The sequence below is a fragment of the Rhodococcus sp. A14 genome (assembly GCF_011603105.1).
GTDB lineage: Bacteria > Actinomycetota > Actinomycetes > Mycobacteriales > Mycobacteriaceae > Rhodococcus_F > Rhodococcus_F opacus.
Map to the genome: position 1 here is coordinate 67,807 of NZ_JAAOQS010000008.1, position 21,681 is coordinate 89,487.

The window sequence follows — 21,681 nt, forward strand, 5'->3', positions numbered from 1 at the left end:
GGCGTCGCTCCCGCACACTCCGATACAGGCCGGCCCAGGTAGGCGTCGGGGTCCACGCGATCACAGTTTCGGTCCCCCGAAACCGGTGCGCCGAGAGGGCAACCGGCCCTCCGATGCCGCCGTGCGCGTCCTAACTGCCGACGGGCCCAAGTATTGCGCAGCCTCACCAATTCGCGTCGTAGATAGTGTCAGAACATACCGGATAGTATTAGATATCGAGGCAACAGTTGAGAGCCTCCGCTCGGGCAATTCGCCGCGCTCCACCGCGCCCTGCACCGCGCAGCCGGGTTCGGCCGTGTGCGAGCAGTCCGCGAACCGGCACTGCGCCGCGAGTTCCTCTATCTCGGGAAACGTCTTGTCGATGCCGTCGGCAGCGTCCCACATGCCGACACCCCGCAGTCCCGGCGTGTCGATCAGGGCGCCCCCGGAGGGCAGCGGCAGGAGTTCACGGTGCGCGGTCGTGTGCCGCCCCTTGTGGTCGCCCTCGCGGACACGTCCGGTCGCGAGCACGTCTTCGCCGAGCAACGCGTTCGCGAGCGTCGACTTGCCCGCGCCGGACGGTCCGATGAGCGCGACCGTCCCGTCGATCACGGCAGTGAGGACGTCGATGCCGTCGCCCGTGTCGGCGCTCACCGCGAGCACCGTCGCACCCGGCGCCACCGCTGCCACCTCTGCGGTCGCGAGGGAAACATCCTGCACGGTATCGGATTTGGTGAGCGCGACCACCGGCTGGGCGCCGCTCTCCCACACCAGGGCCAGCAGGCGTTCGATGCGTCCGAGATCGAGGACGGTGTCGAGTCCGGCGGCGATCACCACCGTGTCGACGTTGGCCGCGAGGAGCTGGCCCTCCGACCGGCCGGACGCGGACGCCCGGACGATCGCACTGCGCCGCGGGAGGAGGTCGGCGACGGCGATCTCGTCGCCGTGACGGTGGAGCGTCACCCAGTCGCCGGTACAGAGAGTGTGCTCACCGGCGAGCGCGCGGACGACGCCCGCGGGAGTGGCGACGTCGCAGCGACCGCGGTCCACGCGGATCACCCGCCCGGGCTCGCGACCGTCGGCCGGGTAGTTGTCGAAGGTGTCGGAAAGTGTGTCGTTCCAGCCGTAGGGCAGGAGTTGTCCAGGGTCGAACATGGTGGGTGTGATCCTCGGGTCGATGAGTGCCGACCGGACCACTGCACGGGTTCGGTCAGGCGAGGGGGAAGGGGGAGCGGACGCACACGGCGTCGACCGACGAGACAGTCATCGGACACTCACTCCTTCGCAACACGTCGAGATTCTCAGACCGGAACCCCACGATGCTCCCACCCGGCGGAACCCGGACGCAACCGAATTACGGTCGCTCGAACCGCTCCTGACGGCCCAGCTTCCGCAACCGCATCCACTCACGCAGACCCTGCGGATCACGCCTCGTGACGAGGAAGTACCACCCGAACCGCACCCATTCCTGCGGCAGCAGCTTCCGCATGCCCGGCTGGGACAGCAGGTAGCCGCGGTTGCGGTACGTGAAGAACCGTTTCGTCTCGTTGTCCGGGTACTGCGTGTGCATCCGGCCCCCGAGGATCGGCTTGAACTCCTCCGCGCCGTTCGGGTGCACGTACGCCGTCTGCAGGCACGTGCCGAACGGCAGCCCCGATCGCACCAGCCGGCGATGCATCTCCACCTCGTCGCCGCGGACGAACAGACGCAGGTCGGGAACGCCGACCGTGTCGATCGCCGACGCGCGGAACAGGGCGCCGTTGAACAGCGACGCGATGCCCGGCAGCAGGTCGGCAGAGTCGTCGCCGTCCGCGAACAGTTCGGAACGCAGCCGTCGCCACTCCACACCGCGGCGCAGCGGGAACGCGAGACGGTCGGGGTCGTCGATGTCGCAGACCACCGGGGAGACCTCGGCCAGCCCGTGCCGCTGCGCGCAATCGAGCAGCGTCTCCAGGACCTTCGGTCCCTCGGGCCGTCCGTCGTCGTCGGCGAGCCACACCCAGTCGGCGCCGAGCGAGAGGGCGTACAGGATCCCCAGCGCGAAGCCGCCCGCCCCGCCCAGATTGTGCTGCGAACCGAGGTAGCTGACGGGAATCCCGGACGATTCGACGAGCTCACACACGTCGTCCTCGGCGGCGTTGTCCACGACCACCAGGTGGTCCAGCGGACGCGTCTGCGAGCCGAGGACCTTCAGCGATTCCGCCAGCAGTGCGCGGCGCTTGTGGGTGACGACGACACCGACGATCCGCTCGGCAGCAGCGCTCACGCGGACTCCGCCTCGGCTTCCGCGGCCGTACGAACGGGACGCTCGTTCGATCTGTCGCTACGGGCGTCCCGTTCGGCCGAAGCGGTGACCCCGGACTTCTCCCGGTCCAACTCGTAGATGACGTGGCGGACGTGGTCGGCGGCGTCGTCACCCTCGTACGCGCGGACGACGTCCTCGATGCCGCCCTGCTGACGGATCTGACCGTGGTCGATCCACATGGCCCTGTCGCAGAGCTGGGCGAGGAACTCGTTGGAGTGGCTGGCGAACACCAGGATGCCGGACCGCTCCACCAGCGCCTGCAGACGCACGCGCGCCTTCTTCATGAACTCCGCGTCGACGGCACCGATGCCCTCGTCGAGCAGCAGGATCTCCGGGTCGATGCTGGTGACCACACCCATCGCGACGCGCACGCGCATACCGGTGGAGTACGTGCGCAGCGGCATCGACAGGTACTCGCCAAGCTCGGTGAACTCGGCGATCTCATCCATCTTCGCGAGCATCTGCTTGCGGGTCTGCCCGAGGAACAGCCCGCGGATGATGATGTTCTCGTAGCCGGAGATCTCGGGGTCCATGCCCACACCGAGGTCGAAGACCGGGGCCACGCGGCCGCGGATGCTCGCGCTGCCGCGGGTGGGTTCGTAGATGCCGGACAGCAACCGCAACAGCGTCGACTTGCCGGCGCCGTTGTGGCCGACCAGGCCGATCCGGTCGCCTTCCTTCAGCGACAGGTTGATGTCGCGCAAGGCCTCGACCACCACGACGTCCGAGTTGTTGCGCCCGATCGACCCGCCGGCCTTGCCGAGGAACGCCTTCTTCAGCGACCGGGACTTGGCGTCGAAGATCGGGAAGTCGACGCAGGCGTCCCGCGTCTCGATACTCACATGCTCTGTCATTACTTCTGACCCCTAAACCCAGTAGGGCACACGGGCCCGGTACTTGCGAAGCGCGAGGATGGCGGCGGCCCACCCGACGACGGTGATGGTCAGCACGATGTACCAGTGGTACGCCTGCTGATCCTGACCGATCATGGGCGCGCGCACGATGTCGAGGTAGTGGAACAGCGGGTTCAACTCGGCGAGCTTGACGCGCTCGGCGGCCTGCCCGCCCTGAGCCTCGAGACTCTGCGTCGTCCACATGATCGGAGTCAGCACGAACAGCAGCAGCGTCATGCTGCCGAGGATCGGCGCGATGTCCCGGTACCGGGTGGAGAAGATGCCGAACATGATCGACACCCACGCCGCATTGACGACGATCAGCGCGATCGCCGGGATCGCGGCCAGCGACATCCAGGTCAGGTGGCGCCACACCCCGAACGCGAACAGCATGACCACGTAGATCACGAGGTTGTGGGCGAACAGCAGCAGTTGCCGCCACACCAGCCGGTAGACGTGGACGCTCAGCGCCGACGGCAACTGTTTGATCAGCCCCTCGTTGGCGATGAACACCTCGGATCCCTCGAGGATGCTCGCGCTGATCAGGTTCCAGACGATCAGACCCACGGTGACATACGGCAGGAACTCGTCCAGCGGGATGTCGAGCAGGGCGGAGTACAGGATGCCCATCGCCGCGGCCTGCACGCCGGTCGCGATCGTGATCCAGAACGGGCCGATCACCGACCGGCGGTAGCGCTGCTTGATGTCCTGCCAGCCGAGGCTCAGCCACAGCTCGCGCTGAGCGAAGCCGTCCCTGAGGTCCTTGAACGCGCGACGGAAGGTCTGCGAGTCGGACGTCGGGAGCGGGCCGCCTGTGGCCTCGGTTTCGATAGCGGATGCTGACACGGGCACCGAGCCTACCGGGAGTCGAGTTCCATGCTGTTTCGCCCGTTGCTACAGGTACTGGCCGGTACCGCTCGACTGCGACCCCGGATCGTGATTGTGCGCCCCGTGCGGGTTGCCCATGCTGAAACCCGGAGGCAGTGCTCCCTGACGCATCTGTTCGAGCTGGGAGCGGGCCGCCATCTGCTGGGCAAACAGGGCCGTCTGGATGCCGTGGAACAGTCCTTCGAGCCACCCCACCAGCTGCGCCTGGGCGATGCGGAGTTCGGCGTCGGTGGGGACGGTGTCGTCGGTGAAGGGCAGGGTGAGGCGTTCGAGCTCGTCGCGCAGCTCGGGGGCGAGGCCCTGCTCGAGCTCGTGGATCGACGACTTGTGGATCTCCTTCAACCGGTTGCGGCTGGCGTCGTCGAGCGGTGCGGCGCGCACTTCCTCGAGGAGCTGTTTGATCATCGTGCCGATGCGCATGACCTTGGCCGGCTGCTCCACCATGTCGGCCACCGACTCCGTGCCGTTCCCGTTCGCATCCGCGGCGGCGTCGGAGCCCTCGGGCTTGCTCGCGGCCTCGGCCACGGGGATGGCCATGGGCTGACCGTCGGGGCCGATCACGACGACGTGTTCATTCTCCGAGTTCGTCATGCCTCTATCTTGGCTGTTCCCGCTCGGCAGTGCGAAGGTGCGTCCAATTTGGGCCCATTCCACCTTTGTTGCACTCCACAACAATCGATGGCTGGCTTCGACCGTATTGACTTGGGGTCTTAGAGTGTCGGGCATGGCTTACGACGTTGCCCGCGTTCGGGGACTCATCCCCTCACTCGGCGACGGTTGGATCCATCTCGATCCGCAGGCCGGCATGCAGATTCCGGACGCGGTGTCGCGCACTGTCTCCACGGCCTTCCGGGCGTCTGCCTCTTCGTCGACCGGGCGACATGTGTCCAGCCGGCGCAGTGCGGCGGTACTCGATGCGGCCCGAGCAGCCGTCGCCGACCTGGTCGGAGGCGATCCCGCCGGGGTCGTGCTCGGACCCGACCGATCCGTTCTCCTCGCCTGGCTGGCGGAGTCGCTGAGCACGCGACTCGGCCTCGGAACCGGGCTGGTGCTCTCCCGCCTCGACGAGGAAGCGAACGTCGCCCCCTGGCTCAGAGTCGCCAGCCGCTACGGCGCCCAGGTGCGGTGGGCGGAGGTCGAGATCGAGACGTGCGAACTCCCCAGCTGGCAGTTCCAGGACCTCATCACCACCACGACGCGTCTCGTCGCACTCACCGCCGCTTCCCCGATCGTCGGCTCGGCGCCCGACGTCCGTGTCGCCTCCGACCGCGTCCACGAAGTCGGGGGACTGATGGTCGTCGACGCGATCGGCGCCGCCCCTTACGCGCACGTCGACATCAACGAACTCGGAGCGGACGTCGTCGCCGTCGGCGCCACCTCCTGGGGCGGGCCGCAGGTCGGGGCGCTCGTCTTCCGCGACCCCACCCTCCTCGACCGCATCCCCGCCGTGTCGCTCAACCCGTATGCGCGGGGTGTCGAACGTCTCGAGGTCGGGGTGCACCAGTTCGCGCTCCTCGCCGGCCTCACCACGTCCATCGACTTCCTCGCGAACCTCGACGAATCGGCCACCGGTTCCCGGCGCGAGAAGCTTGAGGCGTCCATCAGCTCGCTGCAGAACTACCAGGACACCCTGTTCGACCACCTCATGTCGTCGCTGAAGCGGCTACCGCAGGTGATGGTCATCGGGCGCTCGCCCAGCCGGGTTCCGACGCTCAGCTTCACCGTCGCCGGAGTCTCGGCCGACAAGGTGGCGTCGCATCTCGCCGACAAGCGCATCGCCACCGTCAGCGGCGTCCACGGCGGTTCCCGGCTGCTCGACGCGCTCGGCGTCAACGACGAGGGCGGCGCCGTCACCATCGGTCTCGCGCCGTACACCACGCGCTACGAGATCGACCAGCTCGTGAACGAGCTCGCCACCCTGGGCTGATCCGCCGCCCGCTGTTGCCCGCTGACCCCGCCGCCTGCTGCGCCCGATGTGACATTCGTTCCGATCGAGTGGACGAATGTCACATCGGGCGACGCACTTCGCCGTCAGTTCCGCGGGATCGTCAGGATCACCTTGCCGACGGTGTCCGCCGAGTCCAGCAGTTCGTGACCGCGCGGCGCCTCGGTGATGGGCAGTTCGGCCGAGACGATGGGATGGACCGCGCCCTCCGCGATCAGCGGCCACAGCCGCTTGCGGACGTCGGCGACGATGTCGGCCTTGCCCTCGTGTCCCGTCTCGGCCCGCCCCCGCAGTCCGGCCGCCGTCACATGGCCGCGCTTGGACAGCAACTTGCCGAGGTCCAGTTCTCCCTTGCGGCCACCCTGCATGCCGATGACGACGAGCCGGCCGTCGGCGGCGAGCACGTCGACGTTGCGGTCGAGGTACGAGCCGCCCATGTTGTCGAGGATCACATCGGCGCCGTGTCCGTCGGTCGCCTTGCGGATCTCGTCGACGAAATCGGCCTCACGGTAGTTGACGAGGATGTCGGCGCCGAGTTCGCGGCAGCGCGCCAGCTTCTCCTCGGAGCCGGCGGTGACGGCCACGCGGGCACCCAGCGCGACGCCCACCTGGATGGCGTGCGTGCCGATGCCGCCGCCACCGCCGTGCACCAGCAGCACGTCGCCGCGGGACAGCCCGGCGCCCATCACGACGTTCGACCACACCGTGCACGCGACCTCCGGCAGTGACGCGGCGACGAGCAGGTCCACCCCTTCGGGCAGCGGGAGAAGCTGCGACGCGGGGACGGCCACCTTCTCCGCGTATCCGCCGCCGGCCAGCAGTGCGCACACCTGGTCGCCGACGGACCACCCCGACACTCCCTCGCCGAGTTCGGCGATCGTGCCGGAACATTCGAGCCCGAGGACGTCGCTGGCTCCGGGCGGCGGGGGATAGAACCCCTGACGCTGCAACAGGTCGGCGCGGTTGACGGCCGTCGCGGCCACGTCGAGGAGGACGTGACCGGGTGGAAGTTCCGGGTCGGGCTGCTCCGCCCACTTCATGACTTCGGGGCCGCCCGGTTGGTCGATCGTGATCGCATACATGGGGACGACGCTAGCGAAATGCGTCGGCGCCCGGTGGATGTGAGCGATCACAGCGTTCCCTCGGCGTTCCGGGGACCGCACGCTACTGGAAAGTAATGTCGCACTACTAGACTGTGAACCTGTGACAGCAGAAACCTCCGACGCCGAAGCCGCGACCAATTGGTTGACCCCGGCCGAGATGCGCGCCTGGCGCGGTTACATGGACGGCAACCAGCGGCTGATGGACGTCCTCAACCGGGATCTGCAGGAGAAACACGATCTGTCCCTCGCGGATTACCGCATTCTGGTGCTGCTGTCCGAGTCGCCGGACGGGTCGCTGCGCATGAGCGACCTCGCGGACGGCGTCCTCTCCTCCCGCAGCCGCCTCACCCACCAGATCCGGCGGATGGAAGCGCAGGGCATGGTCACCCGCGACACCTGCCTCGAGGACGGCCGCGGGGTGCTCGCCGTCATCACCGACGAAGGTCGCGCCCGGCTGGCCGAAGCGGCCCCCACCCATGTGGCGGGGGTGCGGAGCAATCTCGTCGATCTGCTCACCAAGTCTCAGCTGAAGGTTCTCGCCGAGGTGTTCGAACGCGTCGACAAGGCCATCGGCGACCGCTGACCGGTTGCCCGCCGGCGCCTCCGTACCGATAAGATCGCCCACGGAAGCGTGGCAGAGCGGCCGAATGCACTCGCCTTGAAAGCGAGCGTCGTGAAAGCGACCGGGGGTTCAAATCCCTCCGCTTCCGCCAACGACCGGCAGCCCTGATCTGGTTTCCCTCCAGGTCAGGGCTGCTGTCGTACCGCTACCTCTTCCGGGGTTTCGGCTGCTTCGGCGGCAGTGCGCCGATCTCGGCGAGCGCCCGTTCCACCCACGGTGTGGCGCGGTCCGGGGTGCCGCGCCACCGGTCGGGCAGGGCCAGGTACTCGCGCATCGGCTTTTCGCCCGGACCGAACGGGCCCGCGCCGTCGGACGACGCCAGCTCGTCCCTTGCCTGCTCGGTGAGCAGCCGGACCCCGACTTTCGGTCCGAGGAGTCCGGCGAACATGTTGCCGTTGACGAACGCACCCAGGTTGCCGAACATCGGCTTCACCTCGACGCCGGGGGTGTCGGGGATCAGCGACCGGAAGAACTGTTTGTCCTCCTCGGAGGGTGTGGGCATCTTCACGGTCTACTGATCCTGACGTTCCTCGGGCGTCATGATGCTGAAGATCGCGCCCTGCGGGTCGGTGACGGCGGCCATGCGGCCGACGGTGGGGATGTCCATCGCTTCTTCGACGATCGTGCCGCCGAGTTCGACGGCCTTCGCGGCGCTGGCGTCGACGTCCTCGACGGCGAAGTACACCCGCCAGTGGTTCGGTGTGCCGGGTTTCATCGGCTCACCGCAGCCGCCGACCTGGTCGTCACCCACCTCCAACAGCGTGTAGGTGTACTCCGGTCCCATCGACATCTTCGACGAGGTGATCCCGAAGACGCTGTTGTAGAACGCGAGCGCCTTGTCGACGTCGCCGGTGTTCAGTTCGTTCCACAGGCAGGCGCCCGGGTCGCCGACGAGGGTGGCGCCGATGTGCTTGTTCGCCTGCCACAATCCGACGGCCGCCCCGGTGGGGTCGGTGACGAAGGACATGCGGCCCGCTTCCCCCACGTCGAACGCCGGCATCAGAACCTGGCCGCCTGCGCCGGGGACTTTCGCGAGCGTCGCGTCGACGTCGTCGACTGCGATGTAGGTGTTCCAGTTCGCCGGCGCCCCGGCCGCGGCCGCGTCGGGTTGTAGTGGCGCAATGGCGGCGACGTTCTCGCCGCGCACGGTGGCCATCGAGTAGACGGGGCCTTCGGGCATCGGACGGTCGTCGTATTCCCAGCCGAGCAGTTCCGCATAGAACTCCTTGGCGGCGTCCTGATCGCTGGTTTGGAGGTCTACCCAGTCCGGTGTTCCCTGGGCGTATTCCGACTTGATGGGCATGACTGGACCTTTCCGTGTGAGGTGTCAGACGGCCGGGACGGGGTGGCGACCGGTGTAGGCGACGAGCCGGGTGATTGCGTCGCTGGTGTGTGGGGCGGGTACGGGGTCGTCGAACCCGACGGCCTTCCTGCCTTCGGGTGTGATGATCTTGTGTGTCAGCGACAGCACGTATTCGGCGAGAGGCTCGGATACGGCAACCTCACCTCCGGTCGCTGCCGCGAAATCCCAGGCGTGAACGAGGAATTCGATCGAGAGGATCCCCGCGGCGACGGTGGCGGGAGGGTTGTTCGTCCCGATCGTCACCGTGCCGTCCAGGCCGCGACTGCGCCACGCCTCCAGTGCGAGTTGGGCGAGGTCGGCGATTCTGGCCTCGACGGGTTTGCCCGGGTCGTCGTCGAACGTCGCGCCCGCGGCGCCACCGAGGGCCGTGATCGAACCGACGAGATGATCGGCGAGCTGCGAGACGGTGAACTCGGTGCACGCCGTCTGCTTGGACATGTCCTCGTCTGTGACGTCGCGAAGGACACGCTGCACGACCGCCAATGTCGCCTCGGCACTGGACAGTTCGTCGAGTGGATCCGGTACGGCCGCCCAGTCGTCGGGTCCGGCGTCACTTTTCTGGGCGGCGGCGACGAGACGGTCGAGGTAGTGGTTCCAGCCCTCCGCGTGGCGGACGGCCTGTTCGTCGGTGAGCCCGTCGTGCACGAGTCGCACCTCGGTCCCGCCGGCGGTGGGGGTCAGAGTCACGGTCACGGTGGACGAGCCCGGGGGGAGTTCGTCGTCACCTTCCCATCCCCACGTGTACACCACCCGCTTGCCGGGGACGATCTCGCTGAACGTGCCCGCGGCGGAATGTCCGGGGACGACGGTCCACCGGTACTCGCCGCCGGCTTGCAGGTCGACGCGTGCCGCGACGGTCTGCCATCGCCGCAATCGTTCCGGTCGGGTGACGAGGTCGAACGTGGCGTCCGGGTCCAGCGGGACGACGACGGTCTTGTCGAATGGCATCAGCTGTCTCCTTTGGAAGCTGCTTCCTCGGTGGCGTCCGCGACGAGGCGGTCGAGTTCGTCGATCCAGAAGGAGTCGAACAACGTCCGGAGTTGAACGAGTCCCTGCGGGTCGAGCCGGTAGTACCTGAAGCGTCCATCCTTACGCGCAGTGACCAGCCCGGCCTCGGCGAGCACCCGGAGATGTTGCGAGATCGCCGACCGGCTCGCGGGGAAGTGTGCGGCGAGGTTGTTGACGGTCTGTTCACCTGATGTCAGCAGTTGCATGAGGCGTCTCCGGGTGGGCTCAGCTGCGACTTCCAACTGATCGAGCACGATCAATACGTTAGTCGTGACTAACGCGTTGTGCAATGGGTCTCGCCGCAGCGATCGTGAGGTGGGAGAATTCAGAGCGACGAGGGAGTGAGAAATGACAACGTCAAGCCCCTGGCCCACGATTCACGACGAACGCCGCGCACTGGTGGACGACCTCGAACCGCTGACCGATACCCAGTGGTCGACGCCGTCGCTCTGCGAACGGTGGACCGTGCGGGACGTGTTCGCGCACATGACGGCGACGGAGAAGATGACGCCGCCGAAGTTCGTCGGAAAACTCGTCGGGTCGGGATTCCGGATCAACACCATGTTCGAGAAGGACATCGCACACGAAGAGGAAGGAACACCAGCGGAGTCGCTCGACGAGTTCCGGGCGCACATGGGTGACTCCACGCATCCGCCCGGCCCGATCGACGCCATGCTGGGCGAGATGATCGTCCACGCCGAGGACATCCGCCGACCGCTCGGCATCGCACACGAGTACCCGATGGACGCGGTTATCCGAGTCGCCGACTTCTACAAGAACTCGAACCTGCTGATCGGGTCGAAGTCCCGGGTCGCGGGGCTCACGCTGCGGGCCACCGACACCGAGTGGTCCACCGGATCGGGGCCGGAGGTCTCCGGTCCGATGCTGGCGCTGGTGCTGGCGATGACGGGTCGTCGCGCCGCCCTCGACGAACTCAGCGGCGACGGTCTCGACCAGCTGAAGTCCGCCCTGCCGAAGTAACGGCCCGGCATCCGCAGCCGCACCCCTTCTGCGTCGCCGCACCCGTATTCGGGCCCCAGACGGGGTGCGGCTGCGTGAAACGGGTGCGGCTGTCGAGGCGGATGAGCCGGAACTACCAGTGGAAGTCCCTGCTCACAGGGTTGGAGGTGCCCAGCGGCCGAGCGCCTCCCCCCGACCCTCAACCCTGGTGACTACAACGTGATCACGCTGGAGCACACAGCTGTCACAAAACCTCTAAGCTCTTGTTGACCGGACGCATTTTGTACTGTGCAATCGGGGTCCACACAGTCCGGGGAAGAGGTATTTCTTTATGCGTCGCGAAGCATTGGCTGCCATCGGTCTGGCAGTGTCACTGACCCTCATGGGGCCGGCGTTCACTGCTGTGGCCGATCCGGTGCCTGCTCCGGTCGCGCCTCCGGGAAGTGGCGTCGCAAGCGTCGACAAGATCGTCCCGCTTACCGACACCCGTAGTGCCGTCTTCATCAATTCCCCCGCCATGGGCCGCGTCGTACAGGTGCAGGTGCTGCATCCCGCTGGTGGCGGGTCGAGGCCGTCGCTGTACCTGCTCGACGGGGTCAGCGCAGGCGCCGAGTCGGACTTCCGGGAAAGCACCTGGACGCAGAAGACGGACGTGGTCCAGTTCTTCGCCGACAAGAAGGTCAACGTGGTGCTCCCGGTGGGCGGCACCGCCAGCTACTACACCGACTGGCAGCAGCCCGACCCCACGCTGGGTGTCAACAAGTGGGAGACGTTCCTGGCCGACGAACTCCCGCCGATCATCGACAAGAACTTCAGCGGCAACGGCGTCAACGCCGTCGCGGGTGTGTCGATGGGCGCGATGGGTGCCGCCAACCTCGTCACCCGGCACCCGCAGCTCTACCGCGGTCTCGCCGCCTACAGCGGATGCCTCGACAACACGCAACCCAGCTCGCGGGATTCGGTGCGGGGCACGGTGGCGTTCAAGGGCGGGAACCCGGCCAACATGTGGGGTCCCGACACCGATCCGGCCTGGACTGCGCACGACCCTTCGGTGAACGCCGAAGCCCTGCGCGGCAAGCAGATCTACATCTCGACGGGCAACGGGCTCCCCGGACCGTATGAGATCAGCGGAGACATCGCGTCCACGATCGCGGTGGGCGGTCCCCTCGAGGCCGCGGCGAACCTCTGCACGCAGACGTTCCAGCAGCGCCTGACCCACCTCGCGATTCCGGCGACGTTCATCTACCGCCACTTCGGCACGCATTCGTGGCCGTACTGGCAGGACGAACTGCGCACGTCGTGGCCCGTCCTGAAGAGCGCGCTCGGCGTCTGACCGCGTCCCTATCCGACCACGGTGATCCGGTCGGTGTTCGGCGGCGTCACCGGTGAAGTGGTCCCCAGATACGCCGTGAACGCGTCGAGGTCGCAGCCCGCGCGCACGGCTTCGGCGCGGGTGCGGAACGCGTCGAAGCCGTCGCCGCCGTCGGCGAGGAACTTGTTGACGGCCACCCGGTAGGTGCCGTCGGGGACGACCGCGTCGCCGTTCACCCGGATGTCCGAGATGCGTTCGCCGACAGTCGCCGAACGATTCATGGTGTAGGTCAGCGAACTCGACGGGGCGAGGATCCGCTCCGTGATCGTGCCGTCTCCGCGCGGCTGGAACTGCTGCTCGAGGGCACGCTTCAGGGTCGTGCCGGTGACCGTCAGGACCTCGAGGGTGTTGCCGAAGGGCTGAGCGGCGTAGGTCTGCCCGTAGGTGACGGCGCCGTCCGGGCCGCGCAGCAGATCCTCGCGGAGTCCACCGGGGTTGGTGAGTGCCACCTGGGCGCCGTGCGCCGATCCGGCCGCCAGCTGGGCGTCGGCGACGACGTTGCCGAGGGTGGACTCGCCGCTGCCGGTCTCGTCGCGGGTGAGGTCGCCCGTCACCGACGCCACGCGCGCCGCACCGATCTCGGAGGCCTGGGCGGCGGCACCGTCGGCGAGCGCCTGGATGTCGGGGTCGGACGGGATGTCGTGGGTGACCACCTGATTGAACGCCGACGCGCGGTCGCGCAGGACGTCGCGGGTGGTGCGGTCGATCGACACGTCGACCACCGAGACGATCCGGCCGTGTGACGCGCCCTGCATCATGACGCGCGGGTTTCCCATCGGGTCGGGAAACGAGCAGTTGTACTGCTGGTGGCTGTCGGCCGTGAAGATGACGTCGACCTTCGGGGACGCCCGCAGCGCGAGGTCGCGCGCGGGTCCGGATGTCACCTCGCACGAGTTGGGGCCGTTGTCGGCGTCCGGTTCGGCTCCCTTGTGCATCAGCAGCGCGATGGCCCGCACGCCGAAGAAGTCGAGGAGATCCGCGGTGCGGTCGACGGCGGCGAGTTCGTCCGTGAAGCGCAACCCGCCCACCCCCTCCGGGGTCACCATCGTCGCGGTGTCGGCGGGCATGGTCGCGATGACGCCGACCGGGATTCCCTCGACGTAGTTGACGGTGAACGGCAGGGTCGCGGGCGCGCCGTCGTCGAACTCCATGTTCGCCGCGAGGAGCGGGAAGTTCGCGCCCTCGAACGTGTTTCCGAACCGGCAGCCGTCGACGGGATGACAGCCACCGGTCTGCATCCGCCGGAACTCCGTGTAACCCTCGTCGAGTTCGTGATTGCCGATCGCGGACGCGTCGACGCCCATCCTGTTGAGCAGCTGCACGGTCGGTTCGTCGTGGAACATCGCGGATTCGAGCGCGGACGACCCCCAGTTGTCACCCACCGAGTACAGCAGCGAATGGGTCGCCTGGCCGCGCAGCTGGTCGACGTACGCGGCCAGGTAGGCGGCGCCGCCGGCCGGGACCAGCGAGCCGTCGGCGTGCTTCACCTGACTGCGGATGCCGGGCGGCGGTTCGAGGCTGCCGTGGAGGTCGTTGAAGGCGAGGAGCCGGACGGAGACCGCCGCGTCCTGCGACTGCGCCGCCGACAGCCCCGACGTCACCGAGACCGCCAGCGTCGTCGCCAGTCCGGCCGCCAGCACGGCAGTGCGGAGCGCGGCGCGGCGACGCATGTATGGGCTCCCTTCGGCAAAACCTCACTGAGTCTGCCAACAGGGAGTCACGGGCGTTATACCCGTGGGTAACGTTTACGTCTCGAGCGTTACGCGCGGACCGCGACGTTCGCGATCGAGCGTGCCTCGGTGCTCGTCGCGAACGCGAGGAACGCGTCGTTCTCCGCGGGATCGCCGATCGTGATCCGCACGCCGTCGTCGCCGTACGGGCGCAACAGCACGCCGGCCTCGGCGCTGGCGGCCGCGAACGCCCCGGAGTGCGTGCCCAGCGGGAGGTAGACGAAGTTGGCGGCCGATTCGGGCACGTCGTACCCGGCGGCGAGCAGGGCGTCGCGCACCCGGTTCCGCTCGGCGACGACGCCGTCCGTGCGTGCCAGCAGTTCTCCGGACGCGGCCAGCGACGCGATGGCGGCGGCCTGCGCGACGGCATTGACCGCGAACGCGATGTGCACCTTGGTCAGCGCGGTGACCACCGCGGGATCGGCGACCGCGTACCCCACGCGGATGCCGGCGAGGCCGTAGGCCTTGGAGAACGTGCGCAGCACCACCACGTTGGGGCGTCCGCGGAACAGTTCGATGCCGTCGGCGTCGGACCGGTTGTACTCGAAGTAGGCCTCGTCGAGGGCCACCAGAACGCCGGCGGGGACGGCGTCGAGGAACCGCTCGAGTTCGGCCTTCGTGAGCGTGTTGCCGGTGGGGTTGTTCGGGTTGCAGACGAAGATCAGCCGGGTGCGGTCGGTGATCGCGGCCAGCATCGCGTCGAGGTCGTGACCGTAGTCGGCGGTGAGCGGAACCTTGACGGGCGTCGCCCCGGCCACCTGCGTGACCACGGGATAGGCCTCGAACGACCGCCACGCGAAAATGACCTCGTCACCGTCGTTGCACGTGGCCTGCACCAACTCCTGGCACAGGCTCACCGAACCGCAACCCGCGGCGATGTTCTCCGTGGCCACCCCGAGGTGGTCGGCGAGCGCCGCGATCAGGGCGACATGGCCGTTGTCCGGGTATCGGTTGGCGTTGCCGGCGGCCTCCGCGATGGCGTCGCGCACGCTCGGCAACGGCCCCAACGTGGTCTCGTTGCTCGCCAGCTTGATCGCGCCCGGAAAGTTCTTGCCGGGGATGTAGGCCGGAATCGTCTCGAGGTCTGCCCTGGTTCGCGGAGTCACCAGGCGATTATGCGCCTCCCGATCCACTGCGCCGACGCCCCCTTCGTGCCAAGGTAGGGGCATGTCGGGATTCTTCAGGGACAGTGCAGCCCTGCGGACGTCCGGAGACGCGCCGGAAAGCCCTCAGATGCGTGTTCCGCTCACCGCGGTCGAACCGGACGGTCCGGCGCGGGGCGGGATCGTGGTCCTGCACGAGTCGCGCACCTTCAGCGAACCTCTCCTCGATCTGATGCGCTCGCTCGCGATGGAGGGGTGGGTGACGGTAGCGCCGCACCTCTTCCACCGGGAACCGGCGCCGAGCGATGTCGAGGTGTTCGGCGACGCCCTGTTCGCCGACTTCGACGCCACCTTCGACTGGCTGATCGCGCGGGGCATCTACGCCGACTGCGTGGGCGTGCTGGGTTTCGACGACGCCGGAACCGCCGCCCTGCTGGTCGCCACCACGCGTCCCGTCGGCGCCGCCGTGAGTGTTGCCGCCCGCGGCATCGTCGAGCCGCTGTCGGAGGACGCGCCTGCGCTGGTGGACGCCGCACCCGACCTGAAGGCGCCGTGGCTCGGTCTGTACGGGGAGGACGATCCGTCTACGCCGCCCGATCAGGTCGAGCTGTTGCGCGACGCCACCGCCAAGTCGGACGTCGCGGGGCTCGTCGTGAGTTATGCGGGGCTCGCCCACCGGGCCGACGAACCGCCCCAGGTGCCCGACGGCAGGGACGACGACCCGGGCGCGCAGGCGATCGTCGACGCGCAGCGGCGGATCTTCGACTGGTTCGACAGTCACCTGCGATAAACCGGCCAGCCTTACGCTCTGACCAGCCGTTTTGCCTTTGTGGTGGAAAGGTGTGTAATCTTTCGCACCGGCGGTCCGAAGGGATCGGAACCACCCCAGGGAGGCGTGCCAGAGCGGCCGAATGGGACTCACTGCTAATGAGTTGTCCCTTTTACGAGGGACCGGAGGTTCAAATCCTCTCGCCTCCGCCACACCGGGCCTAGTCGGCCGGTGCAAGCTAGACAACTGAAGAACATGCGCCCGTAGCTCAACGGATAGAGCACTTGACTACGGATCAAGAGGTTAGGGGTTCGAATCCCTTCGGGCGCACAAAGAAACCCCGTCAACTGCAGTGATGCAGATGGCGGGGTTTCTCTTTGCCGGGCGCACTAGCAGCAGGACGTGCCCGCGGCGGCCTTCTCCCCGTCCGCAGCGGTGCCGCAGCAGGCGCCCCCCTCGGTGTCGGCGTCGAGGTGCCGGGGGCTCGACCCGAACGTGTCGGAGTCGGCGAGCACGGTGTAGACCTCCCACTTCTCGCCGGCGGGGCCGGTGACCCACACCTTGTCCTGGGTCGCGAAGCAACAGGTGGTGCCGATCTCCTCGTCGGTGAAGAGGCCTTCCCCGGACAGCCGTGCGATCTCCTCGTGCACCCGGGCGCTCGATTCGACCTCGACGCCGAGGTGGTTGATGGTGCCGCCCTCGCCGGGATTCTCCAGCAGCACCAGCTTGAGGGGTGGCTGCGCGATGGCGAAGTTCGCGTAGCCCGGCTTCAGTCTCGCCGGTTGTGTACCGAACAGTTTCGAGTAGAACGTGACTGCTTCTTCCAGATTGTCGACATTGAGGGCGAGCTGGGCGCGGGACATGACAACCTCCACCTGTGGGACATATATCGAATTGCTTGCAATCACAGACTCCCACCTTTTTGACATATGTCAAGAAGGTGGGAGGATGGAGTCATGCCCAAGACGTTGCCGGTCGTAGATGTCTCAGCGCCGATCTGCTGCGCGCCCGTCTCGGCCGCCCCGATGACCGACGAGGCCGCTCTGCACCTCGCGCTACGCCTCAAGGCGCTGGCCGACCCGGTCCGCATCAAGCTGATGTCGATCCTGCTGACCGCGCGCGGCGGCGAGGTGTGCACGTGCGATCTCGCGACCGGCGTGGGCCTGTCCGAATCGACCGTCAGTCACCATCTCGGCCAGCTCAAGAAGGCGGGAATGGTCCAGCCCGTCCGCCGTGGCATGAACGTCTTCTACAGTGCGCGGCCGGACGCCCTCGACGCACTGCGGGTGGTCCTCGACCCCAACTGCTGCACCTGACGGCGACCGGGACCGGTCACGACGTTCGCGTGCTCGATTCGAGACCGATCGTGGTGGTGGTCGAACCGAGACCGATCCGTGGCCAGCCTGCGGTGACCGCGATGAATCCCGACGTGGGTATCGCGTCCAGCCAGTAATGCGGTTCGGTGCGGTACTCGGGTGGCCCGCTCCGGCACGGCTTCGACGCCGCCGCCGGATGGTAGGGGTCGGCCTCGCCTTCGATGTCGTCGACCCGCGCCCGCACCGACAGATAGGACCACCGAGTCGAGGGATCGTCCGGGTCGGACAGCGGGCGGGTCTCGAACTGCGCCAGCTCCGCAGGCCTGCCCGTCGCGGTCAGGGCCATCCGGAGGTGGAGGCCGTCCGGGAACGCCACGACCTCGAACAGTTCGAGCGTGAGGTGGTCTTCGGCCGTGAGGAGCAGGGGACCGTGCACCCGGTGTCCTCCGGTGGTGGGTGGTGCTACTGCCGGCCAACGCGGTCTGCGCATGACCCCTATGGTCCCACCGATCCGAGTGCAGATGCAATGGTGGACAACGAAGTTCATGCCGTGTAGGGGCCGGTGCAGCCACAACCTCAGCGGGTGGGCGGGACGAACTCCGGCTGGTCGAGCAGTCGGAGCCAGGTTCCGTCCGGTTGCCTGCGGACGACCTGGGCCCGCGCGCCGGATCCGTCCGTGGGCGGGGTGGACGTGAGCGCGATGTCGTCACTGACCAGCGTGGGGAGCGGCGTCTCCGGTTCGAAGTGCGGCGCATTCGCGAGCACCGACTCCCACAGCTTCTGGATGGCTGCCCGGCCGACCGTCCGGCTGCCGGGCGGATACGCCATGACGGCGTTCTCCTCGTACAGGGCGGCGACTCCGGCCGCGTCGCCGGCATTGCTGCGCTCGACGAACAGTCGGGTGAGATCTTCGGGGTTCAGGGCCTTCTCGTAGTCGGACACGGGACTCCTTTCGTGGGTGAACTTGCTGTCACATCTCAGAATGGTTGCCCCGCAACCGGGAGTCCAACAGATAGTTTTGCTGGATACTAGAATCTTTGCTTATGGAACTGAGGCAGCTGGAGTACTTCGTCGCGGTCGCCGAAGAAGCGAACTTCACCCGTGCCGCCGAACGCGTCCACATCAGCCAATCGGGGATCAGTGCGCAGATCCGGCAGCTCGAGCACGACCTCGGCGCCACGCTGATCGACCGGTCGAGCCGGACCGCGACGCTTACGTCCGCGGGGGAGGCAGCGCTCGTGCACGCCCGCGAGGCGCTCGCGTCGGCCGAGTCGATGCGACAGGCTGTGGACGACGTCAACCAGCTGATCCGGGGCCGGCTCGTCGTCGGGATGGTCACCGCCTGCACGGTGAAGCCGCTGTTCGACGCGCTGTCCGCGTTCCACGTCGCGCACCCGGGGATCGAGATCACGCTGACTGAGGACAGTTCCGACCGCCTCGTCGAACGGGTCCGTGCCGGTGCCATCGATCTCGCTCTCGTCGGCACCGCGACCGCCCCGCCGGAAGGCCTGGACGCCTTCCCGATCATCAGCGAGGGGCTGGTCGCGGCCGTGCCACCCGGACACCCCCTGGCCGGGCGTTCGCGCGTCACCCTGGCCGAACTCGGCGACCATGCGATCGTATGTATGCCGACCGGAACGGGGATCCGGACGGTCTTCGACCAGGCGTGTGCGGCCGCAGGCCTCCGCCCCGACATCGCCCTGCAGGCGAGTGCGCCCGACGCCGTCGCCGACCTCGCGATCCGCGGGCTGGGGGTCGCGATCCTCAGCGAGTCGATGGCGACGGACTACCGAGGACGGTTGACGGCGGTCGCACTGGACGACGTGGACATCCCGGCCGTGCTCGCGCTGGTCTGGAAGAGCCTCGCGGGTCCCGCGCTCCGCGAACTCGTCCTGCACACCCGCCGCTCCTTCGGTGAGCTGCAGACCGAACCGGCCGCCGCGGTCGGCGGCTGAACCCTCACACCACCGCGGTCATCCCCCCGTCGATGAAGATCACCTGACCGTTGACATACCGAGATCCGTCCGACGCGCTCGGCCGACACCCCGTTGAGGACGATCGTGGCGCCCGCCTCGGCCAGGCCCCGCGCGAGGGCGTAGCCGATTCCCCGGCTCGAACCGGTGACCAGGGCGATGCGCCCGGACAGATCGAAGAGGTTCACAGCGCACGCACCGGGTTGGCCAGCGTGCCGATTCCGCCGAGCGTGATCTCGGCACGGTCACCCGGTTTGACCGGGCCGAGCGTGAGCGGGCAACCGGTGAGCACGACGTCTCCCGGACCGAGGGTCAGATACCGGGTGAGATGGACCAGTTGCTCGGACACGTTCCAGGCCAGCTGCCGGGTGGACGCCTCGGCCACCGTCACGCCGTTGACGCGCACCGCGATCGGCACGTCCCCGGAGCCGAGATTCGTCTCGATCCACGGTCCCAGCGGGGTGAAACCGTCGCCATGTTTCGCCTGGGTGAGCTTGTCGTCCAACGCTGTCTGCTCCACCGCGGTGACGTCGTTGCCGATCGTGTATCCGAGGATCGCGGACGGGACGTCCCCGGGGCGCAGGCGGCGGCAGGTGCGGCGGATGACGACGGCCAGCTCGCCCTCGACGTTGACCTGCCCCAGCCCTTCGTCGACCACGATCGGATCCTCAGGGCCGATCACCGTGCGCGTCGACTTCATGAACGCCTGCAACGGGAGGTCGCGATCTCCGGGTGCGCCGTTGTGGGCCATCCCGAGCAGGACCCGCGGTTCGGCGGGCGCGAGCAGGCGTGCGCCGTCGAGGTCGTGTGCGGGTCCGGTGAAGGTCAGGGTATCCGCGTACGGATCCGCCACCTCGTGCCAGCGACCGTCGCGCAGGCACACCGGCCGCGGTCCCGAGTCGGTGGCGATGCGGGCCAGTCTCATGCGTCGACCCGATCCTTCGACCCCGTGGTGACGGCATCCGGTCCGTGGACCGGGTCGGCCATCGCGTCCCAGGCGAGCCCGAGGTCGCGGCCACGGGTTTCGGGTGTCACGAACGTGGTGGCGAACGTGATGACGCTGAGGACCAGAACGTAAATTGCGAGCGGCACCCACGAGTTGTTCAGCAGCGACAGAAGCAGTGCGCCGACGAAGGGCGCGATGCCGCCGGCGAGGATGGCGCTCGTCTCCCTGGCGACCGCGACGCCGATGTAGCGGTGGCGATTGCCGAACAACTCGGGCAGGGCCGCGCACTGCGCACCGAGCATCACGTTGACGCCGATCCCGTAGCTGACCGCGAGCGTTGCCACCACGAGAACCGGGTTGCCGAGTGAGAGCAGCCACCACGACGGGACCGCGAGGACGAGCTGCAGGGCCGCACCGAACCGGTACACCCGCATCCGGCCGAAGCGGTCCGACAGCGCGCCCGAAATCGGGATGACGAGCATGCCGATGGCGGCGCCGCAGGCGATGGCGAGCGGTCCGATCGACTTGCTGACACCCACCACCGTCGTCACGTAGCTGATGCCGAGGGTCTGGAAGATGTACGAGCCGCCGTTCTCGGCCATCCGGAGGCCGATGCCGCGGAGCACGCTGGGCATCGAGCTGCCGATCAGCTCCCGGAACGGGCTCTCGCTGATCTGATCCTGCTTCTCCAGCTTGATGAACGTGGGGCTCTCCTGCATGCGGAGCCGGATGAACACGGCGACCGCGATGAGGAAGACAGACGCCAGGAAGGGCACCCGCCACACCCAGTCGAGGAGGAGTTCACGGTCGATCTGGCCGAGGATCGCGAAGACCCCGGAGGCCATCAGGGTGCCCACCATGATCCCGACGAAGGGGAGTGCGGAGAAGAATCCGCGTCGCGGGGTGGGCGAATACTCCGCCATCAGTGTCGTGGCACCGGCCTGCTCGGCGCCGGCGCCGAAGCCCTGCAGCAGTCGCAGCGCGACCAGCATGATCGGGGCCCAGATGCCGACCTGTGCGCCGGTGGGCAGGACGCCGATCAGCGTGCTCGCGCCGCCCATGATCGCGATCGTGATCATCAGGACGGCCTTGCGTCCGAGGCGGTCCCCGAGGGCGCCGAAGAACAGGCCGCCGACGGGACGGGCGAGGAAGCCGACGGCGTACGTGCCGAAACTGGCCATCAGCGCGGCCGACGCACCCATGGCGGGGAAGAACAGCTCGCCGAATATCAGCGCCGACGCCAGGCCGTACAGGGCGAAGTCGTAGTACTCGAGCGCGCTGCCGATGGAACTGGCGAGCGTCGCGCGTTTGAGGTTCGCGGCGTACTCCGGGTCGTCGGAGGCGCGCACCGGTCGGGTGGATTCACGGCCTTCCGGCATCTTCGAGTCGGCGCCTACTTGAGTCTT

Annotated in this window: 24 protein-coding genes, 3 tRNA genes and 1 pseudogene; 10 read left to right on the forward strand and 18 right to left on the reverse strand. The window is 67.9% G+C overall.

The window, feature by feature from the left end; genetic code table 11:
- Nucleotides 1-60 precede the first annotated feature (60 nt).
- The 5 genes from rsgA to G9373_RS06870 form a co-directional block, all read right to left on the reverse strand.
- Nucleotides 61-1,176 carry a ribosome small subunit-dependent GTPase A gene (gene rsgA / locus G9373_RS06850; RefSeq protein ID WP_133985927.1) on the reverse strand — a complete coding sequence of 372 codons (1,116 nt, stop codon included), beginning with the start codon at nucleotides 1,174-1,176 and terminating at the stop codon, nucleotides 61-63.
- Between the two features lie 157 nt (nucleotides 1,177-1,333).
- The gene (locus G9373_RS06855; protein ID WP_133985928.1) at nucleotides 1,334-2,245 is read right to left on the reverse strand and encodes a glycosyltransferase family 2 protein; all 912 of its coding nucleotides are present in this window, start codon (nucleotides 2,243-2,245) and stop codon (nucleotides 1,334-1,336) included.
- Nucleotides 2,242-3,138 carry an ABC transporter ATP-binding protein gene (locus G9373_RS06860; RefSeq protein ID WP_133985929.1) on the reverse strand — a complete coding sequence of 299 codons (897 nt, stop codon included), beginning with the start codon at nucleotides 3,136-3,138 and terminating at the stop codon, nucleotides 2,242-2,244. Before G9373_RS06860 ends, G9373_RS06855 begins: the two co-directional genes overlap by 4 nt.
- Before the next feature lie 12 nt (nucleotides 3,139-3,150).
- Nucleotides 3,151-4,023: an ABC transporter permease gene (locus G9373_RS06865; RefSeq protein ID WP_005571488.1), complete on the reverse strand. Its 873-nt coding sequence runs from the start codon at nucleotides 4,021-4,023 to the stop codon at nucleotides 3,151-3,153.
- A gap of 48 nt (nucleotides 4,024-4,071) precedes the next feature.
- A complete protein-coding gene (locus G9373_RS06870) occupies nucleotides 4,072-4,656 on the reverse strand; it encodes a bacterial proteasome activator family protein (RefSeq protein WP_005571487.1) in 585 nt (194 codons plus the stop codon).
- 133 nt (nucleotides 4,657-4,789) lie between these two features.
- On the opposite strand from G9373_RS06870, the gene G9373_RS06875 reads away from it, so the two are divergent.
- Complete coding sequence (locus G9373_RS06875; protein ID WP_005253261.1) at nucleotides 4,790-5,992, forward strand: cysteine desulfurase-like protein; 1,203 nt, start codon at nucleotides 4,790-4,792, stop codon at nucleotides 5,990-5,992.
- 104 nt (nucleotides 5,993-6,096) lie between these two features.
- Here the strand turns inward: G9373_RS06875 and G9373_RS06880 are convergent, their stop codons facing one another.
- Nucleotides 6,097-7,092, reverse strand: coding sequence for an NAD(P)H-quinone oxidoreductase (locus G9373_RS06880; RefSeq protein ID WP_005253262.1), 996 nt, complete (start codon nucleotides 7,090-7,092; stop codon nucleotides 6,097-6,099).
- 121 nt (nucleotides 7,093-7,213) lie between these two features.
- Between G9373_RS06880 and G9373_RS06885 the strand changes: the two genes are divergently transcribed.
- Both G9373_RS06885 and G9373_RS06890 read left to right on the forward strand, forming a co-directional pair.
- On the forward strand, nucleotides 7,214-7,696 hold the full coding sequence (locus G9373_RS06885; RefSeq protein ID WP_005248780.1) for a MarR family transcriptional regulator: 483 nt from the start codon (nucleotides 7,214-7,216) through the stop codon (nucleotides 7,694-7,696).
- A 42-nt stretch (nucleotides 7,697-7,738) separates the two neighbouring features.
- A tRNA-Ser gene (locus G9373_RS06890) sits at nucleotides 7,739-7,826 on the forward strand.
- Between the two features lie 54 nt (nucleotides 7,827-7,880).
- Here the strand turns inward: G9373_RS06890 and G9373_RS06895 are convergent.
- From G9373_RS06895 to G9373_RS06910, 4 genes are read right to left on the reverse strand one after another with little or no spacing between them, the layout of a single operon-like run.
- On the reverse strand, nucleotides 7,881-8,243 hold the full coding sequence (locus tag G9373_RS06895) for a TfoX/Sxy family protein (RefSeq protein ID WP_005569418.1): 363 nt from the start codon (nucleotides 8,241-8,243) through the stop codon (nucleotides 7,881-7,883).
- A 3-nt stretch (nucleotides 8,244-8,246) separates the two neighbouring features.
- A complete protein-coding gene (locus G9373_RS06900) occupies nucleotides 8,247-9,038 on the reverse strand; it encodes a VOC family protein (RefSeq protein ID WP_005253264.1) in 792 nt (263 codons plus the stop codon).
- 24 nt (nucleotides 9,039-9,062) lie between these two features.
- On the reverse strand, nucleotides 9,063-10,046 hold the full coding sequence (locus tag G9373_RS06905; RefSeq protein ID WP_133985930.1) for a TIGR03086 family metal-binding protein: 984 nt from the start codon (nucleotides 10,044-10,046) through the stop codon (nucleotides 9,063-9,065).
- Nucleotides 10,046-10,312, reverse strand: a complete 267-nt coding sequence (locus G9373_RS06910) for a metalloregulator ArsR/SmtB family transcription factor (RefSeq protein ID WP_231137790.1) — start codon at nucleotides 10,310-10,312, stop codon at nucleotides 10,046-10,048. The genes G9373_RS06905 and G9373_RS06910 overlap by 1 nt, the downstream gene beginning before the upstream one ends.
- 142 nt (nucleotides 10,313-10,454) lie before the next feature.
- Between G9373_RS06910 and G9373_RS06915 the strand changes: the two genes are divergently transcribed.
- On the forward strand, nucleotides 10,455-11,087 hold the full coding sequence (locus G9373_RS06915) for a maleylpyruvate isomerase family mycothiol-dependent enzyme (protein ID WP_005569415.1): 633 nt from the start codon (nucleotides 10,455-10,457) through the stop codon (nucleotides 11,085-11,087).
- Between the two features lie 310 nt (nucleotides 11,088-11,397).
- Complete coding sequence (locus G9373_RS06920; RefSeq protein ID WP_005253267.1) at nucleotides 11,398-12,399, forward strand: alpha/beta hydrolase family protein; 1,002 nt, start codon at nucleotides 11,398-11,400, stop codon at nucleotides 12,397-12,399.
- Nucleotides 12,400-12,407: 8 nt separating this feature from the next.
- On the opposite strand, the gene G9373_RS06925 is transcribed toward G9373_RS06920, so the two are convergent.
- Nucleotides 12,408-14,108: a 5'-nucleotidase C-terminal domain-containing protein gene (locus G9373_RS06925; RefSeq protein ID WP_133985931.1), complete on the reverse strand. Its 1,701-nt coding sequence runs from the start codon at nucleotides 14,106-14,108 to the stop codon at nucleotides 12,408-12,410.
- Between the two features lie 89 nt (nucleotides 14,109-14,197).
- Complete coding sequence (gene hisC, locus G9373_RS06930) at nucleotides 14,198-15,274, reverse strand: histidinol-phosphate transaminase (protein ID WP_166680659.1); 1,077 nt, start codon at nucleotides 15,272-15,274, stop codon at nucleotides 14,198-14,200.
- A 61-nt stretch (nucleotides 15,275-15,335) separates the two neighbouring features.
- Between hisC and G9373_RS06935 the strand changes: the two genes are divergently transcribed.
- From G9373_RS06935 to G9373_RS06945, 3 genes are all read left to right on the forward strand, one after another.
- Nucleotides 15,336-16,061: a dienelactone hydrolase family protein gene (locus G9373_RS06935; RefSeq protein WP_005253270.1), complete on the forward strand. Its 726-nt coding sequence runs from the start codon at nucleotides 15,336-15,338 to the stop codon at nucleotides 16,059-16,061.
- A 99-nt stretch (nucleotides 16,062-16,160) separates the two neighbouring features.
- Nucleotides 16,161-16,252, forward strand: a tRNA-Ser gene (locus G9373_RS06940).
- 45 nt (nucleotides 16,253-16,297) lie between these two features.
- A tRNA-Arg gene (locus G9373_RS06945) sits at nucleotides 16,298-16,370 on the forward strand.
- Nucleotides 16,371-16,429: 59 nt separating this feature from the next.
- Here G9373_RS06945 and G9373_RS06950 read toward each other — a convergent pair.
- On the reverse strand, nucleotides 16,430-16,903 hold the full coding sequence (locus G9373_RS06950) for an ArsI/CadI family heavy metal resistance metalloenzyme (protein WP_167114482.1): 474 nt from the start codon (nucleotides 16,901-16,903) through the stop codon (nucleotides 16,430-16,432).
- A gap of 93 nt (nucleotides 16,904-16,996) precedes the next feature.
- Here G9373_RS06950 and G9373_RS06955 point away from each other — a divergent pair, with 93 nt between their 5' ends.
- Nucleotides 16,997-17,356 carry an Rv2640c family ArsR-like transcriptional regulator gene (locus tag G9373_RS06955; RefSeq protein WP_005561235.1) on the forward strand — a complete coding sequence of 120 codons (360 nt, stop codon included), beginning with the start codon at nucleotides 16,997-16,999 and terminating at the stop codon, nucleotides 17,354-17,356.
- Between the two features lie 16 nt (nucleotides 17,357-17,372).
- Here G9373_RS06955 and G9373_RS06960 read toward each other — a convergent pair whose 3' ends face one another.
- A complete protein-coding gene (locus G9373_RS06960) occupies nucleotides 17,373-17,846 on the reverse strand; it encodes a hypothetical protein (protein WP_050998641.1) in 474 nt (157 codons plus the stop codon).
- 86 nt (nucleotides 17,847-17,932) lie between these two features.
- Entirely contained in the window at nucleotides 17,933-18,298 is a 366-nt protein-coding gene (locus tag G9373_RS06965; protein WP_005253274.1) for a nuclear transport factor 2 family protein, read from the reverse strand.
- Nucleotides 18,299-18,399: 101 nt separating this feature from the next.
- Between G9373_RS06965 and G9373_RS06970 the strand changes: the two genes are divergently transcribed.
- Complete coding sequence (locus tag G9373_RS06970; RefSeq protein WP_054247590.1) at nucleotides 18,400-19,311, forward strand: LysR substrate-binding domain-containing protein; 912 nt, start codon at nucleotides 18,400-18,402, stop codon at nucleotides 19,309-19,311.
- 65 nt (nucleotides 19,312-19,376) lie between these two features.
- Here the strand turns inward: G9373_RS06970 and G9373_RS06975 are convergent.
- From G9373_RS06975 to G9373_RS06985, 3 genes and pseudogenes are all read right to left on the reverse strand, one after another.
- Nucleotides 19,377-19,517: pseudogene (locus G9373_RS06975) on the reverse strand (SDR family NAD(P)-dependent oxidoreductase); the annotation flags it as partial.
- A complete protein-coding gene (locus tag G9373_RS06980; protein WP_054247591.1) occupies nucleotides 19,514-20,254 on the reverse strand; it encodes a fumarylacetoacetate hydrolase family protein in 741 nt (246 codons plus the stop codon). The pseudogene G9373_RS06975 and the gene G9373_RS06980, both read right to left, overlap by 4 nt.
- Nucleotides 20,251-21,654, reverse strand: coding sequence for an MFS transporter (locus tag G9373_RS06985; RefSeq protein ID WP_054247592.1), 1,404 nt, complete (start codon nucleotides 21,652-21,654; stop codon nucleotides 20,251-20,253). Before G9373_RS06985 ends, G9373_RS06980 begins: the two co-directional genes overlap by 4 nt.
- Nucleotides 21,655-21,681: the final 27 nt, after the last annotated feature.